Annotated in this window: 6 protein-coding genes and 1 tRNA gene; 3 read left to right on the plus strand and 4 right to left on the minus strand. The window is 68.7% G+C overall.

Going from position 1 to position 7,325, the window contains the following annotated elements; all coding sequences use genetic code 11:
• Window positions 1–170: 170 nt before the first annotated feature.
• A complete protein-coding gene (tpiA, locus tag VEG08_05895; GenBank protein ID HXZ27517.1) occupies window positions 171–923 on the plus strand; it encodes a triose-phosphate isomerase in 753 nt (250 codons plus the stop codon).
• Between the two features lie 85 nt (window positions 924–1,008).
• Here tpiA and VEG08_05900 read toward each other — a convergent pair whose 3' ends face one another.
• The 3 genes from VEG08_05900 to VEG08_05910 form a co-directional block, all read right to left on the minus strand.
• Entirely contained in the window at window positions 1,009–3,858 is a 2,850-nt protein-coding gene (locus VEG08_05900) for a PAS domain S-box protein (GenBank protein ID HXZ27518.1), read from the minus strand.
• 116 nt (window positions 3,859–3,974) lie between these two features.
• Window positions 3,975–4,457 (minus strand): hypothetical protein, encoded by a 483-nt coding sequence (locus VEG08_05905; GenBank protein ID HXZ27519.1) that lies wholly within the window; start codon window positions 4,455–4,457, stop codon window positions 3,975–3,977.
• Window positions 4,458–4,527: 70 nt separating this feature from the next.
• Window positions 4,528–5,880: a PilZ domain-containing protein gene (locus VEG08_05910; GenBank protein ID HXZ27520.1), complete on the minus strand. Its 1,353-nt coding sequence runs from the start codon at window positions 5,878–5,880 to the stop codon at window positions 4,528–4,530.
• A gap of 207 nt (window positions 5,881–6,087) precedes the next feature.
• Here VEG08_05910 and VEG08_05915 point away from each other — a divergent pair.
• Both VEG08_05915 and secG read left to right on the plus strand, forming a co-directional pair.
• Window positions 6,088–6,172, plus strand: a tRNA-Leu gene (locus VEG08_05915).
• Between the two features lie 63 nt (window positions 6,173–6,235).
• Complete coding sequence (secG, locus tag VEG08_05920; GenBank protein ID HXZ27521.1) at window positions 6,236–6,592, plus strand: preprotein translocase subunit SecG; 357 nt, start codon at window positions 6,236–6,238, stop codon at window positions 6,590–6,592.
• Window positions 6,593–6,664: 72 nt separating this feature from the next.
• Here secG and VEG08_05925 read toward each other — a convergent pair whose 3' ends face one another.
• A complete protein-coding gene (locus VEG08_05925; GenBank protein ID HXZ27522.1) occupies window positions 6,665–7,102 on the minus strand; it encodes a biopolymer transporter ExbD in 438 nt (145 codons plus the stop codon).
• Between the last annotated feature and the right edge of the window lie 223 nt (window positions 7,103–7,325).

The following is a 7,325-nucleotide window of genomic DNA, read 5'->3' on the forward strand; positions in this document are numbered from 1 at the left end:
GGCGCAGGTGGCGGTGAAGACCGTGTACGAGGAGTTGCCTGGGCTGAAGAACGTTCGTCTGGTGCGGCTGGTGGCCTTCGACCACGCCACGGCACAGGCGCTGGAGAGAGAACTGAAGCGAGTCGTCTAGCCCGCACAGGCGAGGGCGCCTGTGCCACACGAGAAGGAACATGAGCCGAAAGAAGCTGATCGCTGCCAACTGGAAGATGTACAAGACGCCGGAGGAGGCGCGGGCGTTCTTCAAGGCACTCCTGCCGCTGGTGGCGGGGCACGCGCGCGACGAGATGGTGGTCTGCCCGCCCTTCGTCTGCCTGGCAGCCGCGGCGGAGGAGGCTCGGGGCTCGAATGTGGCGGTGGGAGCGCAGAACCTCTTCTGGGAGAAAGAGGGCGCGTACACCGGCGAGGTCTCGGCGGGGATGCTGGTGGCGGCGGGATGCAGCCACGTGATCCTGGGGCACAGCGAGCGGCGGCAGTACTTCGCGGAGTCGGACGACGTAGTGAATCGCAAGCTGAAGCTGGCGCTGGAGGCGGGGTTGGCCCCCATCGTATGCGTGGGCGAGGTACTGGAGGAGCGGGAGGCGGGCATCACCGACGACGTGCTCAGGCGGCAATGCGCGGTGGGCTTTCGCGGGCTCTCCGCCAGGAAAGCGGGGAAGATGAGCGTGGCCTACGAGCCGGTGTGGGCCATCGGAACGGGCAAGACCGCGACTCCGGAGATCGCGGCGGCGGCCCACGAGGTCATCCGGGCGGAGGCGGCGAAGTCGTTCGGCAAGGAGTTCGCCGAGCAGTTGCGCATCCTCTATGGCGGGAGCGTGAAGCCGGAGAACTCCACTGCGCTGATGGCGGAGGCGGAGATCGACGGGGCGCTGGTGGGCGGAGCCAGCCTGGACGCGGTCTCGTTCGCCAAGATCGTGAAGTACTAGGAGTCGGCTCAGGGGTCAGCGGGGCGGCGAGACGCCGGCGCTACCAAAAAGCTCACCACGAAGGACACAAAGGAACTGTCCCCGGCTAGCGCGCGGCGGGGGCGTGGTCGAGGACCTCGCGCACCTTGGTGGCGAGCGAGGTCGAGGTGAAGGGCTTCTGCAGGAAGTGGGTGCCGGATTCCACCACGCCGTGGTGGACGACCGTGTCGGTGGTGTAGCCCGACATGTAGAGCACGCGGATGCCGGGGCGCCGCTGGCTGACGCGCCGGGCCAGTTCCTTGCCGCTCATCCCGGGCATGACCACGTCGGTGAGCAGCAGGTCGATGGCTCCGGCGTGGCGGCCGAGCACGCCCTCGACCTCGCCCGCGCTGTCCACGGTGAGCACGTGGTAGCCCAGCGAGGAGAGCAAAGAACGGGCCAGGTCGCGGAGCTGCCAGTCGTCCTCCACCAGCAGGATGGTCTCGGTCCCGGACTTCTGGGGAGCGGGAGCGGCGGCTTCCAGGGCCTCGGCGCCCCGTTCCACCCGCGGCAGGTAGACCCTGAAGGTGGTGCCGTGGCCGGGCTCGCTGTACACCCAGATGTAGCCATTGCACTGCTTGACGATGCCGTAGACGGTGGCCAGGCCCAGGCCGGTTCCCTTGCCCGTCTCCTTGGTGGTGAAAAAGGGCTCGAAGATGCGGGCCTGGGTCTCGGGATCCATGCCGGCGCCAGTGTCGCTGACCGCGAGCATGACGTAGGGGCCGGGGGTGATGGGGGCGGCGTGCTCGCGGACGTAGTCCTCGTCCAGCATCGCGTTGGCGGTCTCCAGGGCGAGCTTGCCGCCGCGAGGCATGGCGTCGCGGGCGTTGACCACCAGGTTGAGGATGACCTGCTCCACCTGGCCGGGATCGGCCTTGACCGAGCCCAGGTCGGAGCCCGGCCGCATGACGATCTCGATGTCCTCGCCGATGAGCCGGAGCAGGAGCTTGTCCAGGCGGGAGAGGACGGCGTTCAGGTCCAGGGTCTTGGGTTCCATGACCTGCTGGCGGCTGAAGGCCAGGAGCTGGCGGGTGAGAGAAGCGGCGCGCTCGGCCGCCGACTTGATCTGGTCGCACTGGGGGTAGAGGGGATCGTCGGGGCCGAGGCGGTCCAGCATCATCTCGCTGTAGCCGTTGATGACGGTGAGCAGGTTGTTGAAGTCGTGGGCGACGCCGCCGGCCAGGCGTCCCACCGCCTCCATCTTCTGCTTCTGGCGGAGCTGCAGTTCCAGTTGGCGCTGCGCGGTGACATCCTGGATGGCGGCCAGGACGCAGGGCTCACCGTTGATCTCCACCAGCTCGGCCGACATGAGGGCGGTGAAGGGGCGCCCGGCGCCGGAGCGGAAGTGGAACTCGCGGTCGCGCATGGAGCCTTGCTGCTGGAGTCCGGCGCGCAGGGCGGCGCGCTGGTCGGCGGTCAGGAAGCCCAGTTCCATGGAGGTCCGCCCCACCACCCGCTCGCGCTCCATCTCCACCATCTGCAGCCAGCGCCCGTTGACGTCGATGTAGCGGCCGTCCTCGAGGCGGCTGATGGTCATGGCCGAGGGGCTGGCGTGGAAGGCCTTGAGGAAGCGCTCTTCCAGGGCCTTGCGCTCGGTGATGTCCATGGCCACGGCGGTTACGCCGATGAGCTGGCCATCGCGGTACTTGGGGCGGCCGGAGGCTCGCAGCCAGCGCAACTGTCCGCTCTTGGAAAACACGCGCCACTCGCTCTGCCCGGTCTCGCCCGCCAGGTTGGCCCGGAAGCGCTGGAGCATGGCCTCGGCATCCTCCGGATGGGCCAGGTCGAAGATGCTTCTTCCCAGGAGTTCCTCGGGGTGGTAGCCAACCACGTTGGTGACGGCGGAACTGGCGTAGGTCACTCTCCCCTCGGTATCGGTGGCAAAGACGATCTCGGCGATGTTCTCCACCAGGTCGCGGTACTTGGATTCGGAGACGCGCAGGGCTTCGGCGGCGCGCTGCTGGCGGCGCTGGGTGATGACGATGCGGGCGGCGGAACAGGCGAAGGAGGCCACCACCACGGTCCAGGCCAGAGGAAGCTGCGCGCCGCCCAGGCGCGACGCCATGAGCAGCACCAGGAAGGGGAAGATCAGAGGAGCCAACTGCGCCCAGGCCTCCCACCGGCTGCGGCGGGCAACCGGCGGCGGCGCCGCCTCGTCCTCTTCCCGCCAGGTGGAAGCCAGCCAGACCATCAGCACCAGGGCGGCGGCGACCAGCAGGTCGAGCGGGCTTTCCTCTCCCAGATTGAGGTTGCGCCCGTAGAAATAGAGGACCGCGGCCGCGCCGTAGACGACGAAGAAGACGGCCAGGCGGCGAAAGAGCGAGCGCCCGGCCCCGGTCCTCGCCAGGAAGCCGCGGGCGGCGAAGGCCACGGCCAGGAAGCCGTCGCGTACCAGATGCAGCTCCAGGCCCTTCCTGGCCAGCGCCTGGGGCGAGAGTTCCTGCAGGGAGGGGATGTAGAAGAAGACCAGGTAGGCGAGGATGCCCACGATGCCGAGCTGGGCCAGGTCCAGGGCCTGGGCCCAGTTGACGCGCTCGCGGGCGGGCTCCTCGCCGAGCAGCAGCGTCATGGCCACCGGCACCGAGAAGAGGAAGAAGAAGATGACGCTGGGCCAGATGGCGGGCAAGGAGGCGTGGAAGATCTTGGTATAGGTGTCGAGCCAGGCCTCAGCGGTGGCAGCCATGAAGAAGGAGAGGCTGACCAGGGTCCAGAACTGGGCGCCGAAGCGGTGGGAGCGGCGCGCCGCCAGCAGGCAGGCCATCCCCGCCAGCAGGTTGAAGCCGACGGCGAGCAGGATGGAGAGAACCGTGGCCCCCGGGCCGTTCCACGCGGCGGCCAACGTGAGGGCGCGCACCCCCAGCAGGCCCACGGCGAGCAGGGCAAGCTTGTGGCGACGAACCAGGCTCGGGTACGTCATCACCCTCCGCTCCTCGCGGACTGGGCGTACAAAACCGGCAAAAATCGGGGAGGCGTGCGCGCTACGTTAGCTTCTGATGGCCGGGGAGTCAAGCCGGAAGCGCGCTCCCGCGCCCCTCAGGCGAACTCGCGGGCGGGGGCGGCCTGCTCGGGGCCGACGCGGCCGGCGGTGATCTCCGCGCGGAAGTAGTTCTCGCCCTTCACGGGCGCCCCGGCCAGGCGGCGCAGCAGGGCCAACTGCCCGGTGTGGGTCAGCGCATCGGCGATGGGACCCTGGAAGAGTTTCTCCGCCGGGAAGCCCAGGGGCGCAGCCGCGGCCAGGCGGGCGTCCAGGGCCTGGAGAGCGCGGAAGAAGCGCGCCACCTCCTGCTCCCAGCCCAGGGGCGGAGAGTCATGCCAGGCGTGCTTGCCGTCGGCCAGCAGCAGCGCCCAGTCGAGCAGGTCGCCGATGTGCGCCAGGATCTGGGCAGGAGTGCGGGTGGCGGAGGAGGCTTGGAAGCCGGCAAAGGAAGCGGGAGCGCCGCGCAGAGTCTTGCCGCAACGATAGGCGAGCGTGGCCAGGGTGTGACGCAGCAGGGGCAGGCCGGGATCGGAGTTCATGGCGGGAGGATTGTAACCCAGAGCATCGGGGGATCGGACCGTGGCGCGGTCCGATGGCCGGAAATGTCGCTCAGGCAGCGTGCTCCAGGTCTTCCGGGAAGGAAGCCTGGGTGAGCTCGGGGATCTCGGCGGAGGGTTCCGCCGCCGCCAGCATGCGGGAGGCGGCCTCGGCGATCCGCTCGGCTTCGTGCTGCTGCCGTTCGAAGCGCTGTTGCAGCTCCCCCACCTCGGTCTCCGCCGGCCGCGGCTCCGCCTGGAAGTCGGGGCCGGCGGCGGGCGCCGCGTCCTCCGGCGAAGCGGACCGGGCCCTCTCCACCAGCACCAGAGCCGGCGGCGGGGCAGGCTCGGCTTCGGCGGGGCCCACGTTGAAGCCGGCGAGCTGGGTGAAGAGATTCTCCACCGCGTCCAGCAGGCCTTCCAGTTCGGAGGGTGGGAGGTTGGGCTCGGTGACGCGGATGTCGTGGCAGAGGGTGCGGCAGATCTCGGTGGCCAGCCGGATGCGCTCGCGATTGAGATAGCTGTGCACGGTGAAGGGATCGTCCTGCTGGGCGTGCAACTCGATCCAGCGCTGCATGGCCCAGGCGGTGTTGCGGGCATGGCCCAGGGCCTCGCGGAACTGGCGCAGCACGCGCGCGTCCACCTCCACCGACTTCAGCACCTCCTCCAGCTCGCGCAGTTGGTTGCAGGTGGTCTGCAGGCGCCCGGCCACCTGGGCGCTGTCGGGCTTGGAGGAGGGAGGAGCGGCAGCGCGCATCTCTCCCTTGAGCAGGCGCTGGAGGAGGAAGCGCAGGCGCACGCCGTCGGCCTGGTTGACGGGTTCGGTGAGTTCCACCCCCATGCCCACGCCGGGATGGCAGGTGCGGACCACGCCGCGGTAGTCCAATTCGATGTCGGCGATCTTCATGAGCAGGCGCAGCGGGCTCTGCACCCGCACCGGCTCCGGGGTCTGGACGTAGCAGCCGGTGAGGCTGAGGTCGGCGAGGTAGCCGCGCAGGCTGCCGTCGGCGAAGGGGCGGCGCACCTCGACGCCGCCGGCGACGGGAAAGCGGGCCTGGTTGCGGCGCTCGTGGCCGCGCTCGGGACGGTGCGCGGCGGGCTCGTACTCGTCCTGCTGCCCGCTCTCCTCCAGCTCCAGGCCCCAGATGTTCCTGTCCTGCTCCAGGCATTGCACGCCGATCAGGGTGTCGCCCGCGGCTTTGGGACGGCCCACCCAGGCCACGCGGAAGCGGGCCTTGCGGTGGCGGTACTGGATGCCGATGACCTCGTCGAGATTGAGTTCGCAGTGGAAGCCGGCCAGGCGGGCGCCGGTCGGGGTGATGTCGAGGGTGTGGGCGAGCTGGGTGAAGGGCTTGCCCAGGGCATTCATGCCCCAGACGCGCACGGGCAAGACCATCTTGGCGCGGGTTGCGCGGCGGCGGCCCATGAAGAGAGTCAGGACTGCCCGGGATGCAGTCCCAATGCATCCAGTATGCCGGCCTGTGTCCGTGCCGGCTGTGACTTGGCTCACACGGGACGGTGACCGGCATGGGCGCGTCATGGACCGGGAAGCGGAGAGCGGGCGTTTGCTATAATAAAATCCCCTCCGAAATGACCGCGGCGACGAGCGCGCGCGGCCGCCGGGATGGAACGTGCGGAAGTGGTGGAATTGGCAGACACACCATCTTGAGGGGGTGGCGCCGAAAGGCATGGGGGTTCAAGTCCCCCCTTCCGCACCAGAGCCACCGGGCCGGATCCCAGGAAGCGAGGTTTGGAAAGGGCGCGAGCGCGTCCCCGTCATTATGAGTCCCGCAACTTTGAGTATCGTGATGCACCTGGTCACCATCGTGCACGTCATTGTGTGCCTGTTCTTGATCATCGTGGTGCTGCTGCAGAGCGGCACCAGCGGCGACATCGCCGCCGCCTTCGGCGGCCAGGGCAGCCAGACCGCCTTCGGGCCGCGGGCGGGCGCCACCTTGCTCACCAAGGCCACCGCCTGGGTCACGGTGATCTTCATCCTGACCTCCCTGACGCTGACCATCTACGACGCGCGCAAGGCGCCGGGCGGCTCGGTGCTGGAGAAGGTGAAGCCGGCGGCCACCCAGCCGGCGCCGCAGCCGAGCCCCGCACCGGCACAGTCGCCCGCCCCGACGAAGTAGCCAGTCGCCGGTCGGCGGCAAGATGCGAAAAGCCGCTCCAGCGGGAGGGCTTTTCTTCCTGTGCGCGGCGGGTCAGCGGCCGGTCATTCCCTGCTCTGACATCAATCCCACTTTGTTCGCGCCCGCTTGGTGAACGATGTCGATGACTTGGGCCACCGGCTCGAACTCGACGTCCTTGTCGGCCATGACAAAGACGACCTTCTCGGCGCGACGCTTCAGGATGTCGAAGAGGCGGTCGTGCAGGTCGTCCCAGGGAACTTCTTGCCGGTTGATGGCGACTCGCGGGTGATCGCCGGCGCCCGGCAGCAACTGCACCACGAGCGTGCGCACGCGCTCGGGCGGCTCGGGTTGTGGATGGGGATCGGGCTGCGGGATCTGCGCATCTTCGCCCCGGGGCGCGAGCGGGCTGATGATCATAAAGATGATGATCAACACCAGCAGGACGTCGATCATGGGGGTGACGTTCATCTCCGCCGACGGACCTTTGCCGGTGGACGTAGTCATGGCCATGGGAACCGCCTCCTCGACCCCCATGCCCCTGGGCAGACAGACACACGACGAGGTGGATTTGTTCCCATTCGTCATCGCGTAACCAAGTGGTTGTGGCGGCAACATGCCGCCACGACAGCCGGGGGCCGCCAGCGCTACATCCGCCTGTTACCATAGCCGCATGATCCACGAGATCTTTCCGGTGGGGATGCTGCAGTGCAACTGCTCGGTGGTGGGCGACGAG

The organism is Terriglobales bacterium (genome assembly GCA_035624475.1).
Lineage (GTDB): Bacteria > Acidobacteriota > Terriglobia > Terriglobales > Acidobacteriaceae > DASPRL01.

Coding starts and splice junctions, on each gene's coding strand:
- tpiA (HXZ27517.1), top strand. CDS start 171: ATGAGCCGAAAGAAGCTGATCGCTGCCAACTGGAAGATGTACAAGACG.
- VEG08_05900 (HXZ27518.1), bottom strand. CDS start 3,858: ATGACGTACCCGAGCCTGGTTCGTCGCCACAAGCTTGCCCTGCTCGCC.
- VEG08_05905 (HXZ27519.1), bottom strand. CDS start 4,457: ATGAACTCCGATCCCGGCCTGCCCCTGCTGCGTCACACCCTGGCCACG.
- VEG08_05910 (HXZ27520.1), bottom strand. CDS start 5,880: ATGGGCCGCCGCCGCGCAACCCGCGCCAAGATGGTCTTGCCCGTGCGC.
- secG (HXZ27521.1), top strand. CDS start 6,236: ATGAGTCCCGCAACTTTGAGTATCGTGATGCACCTGGTCACCATCGTG.
- VEG08_05925 (HXZ27522.1), bottom strand. CDS start 7,102: ATGGCCATGACTACGTCCACCGGCAAAGGTCCGTCGGCGGAGATGAAC.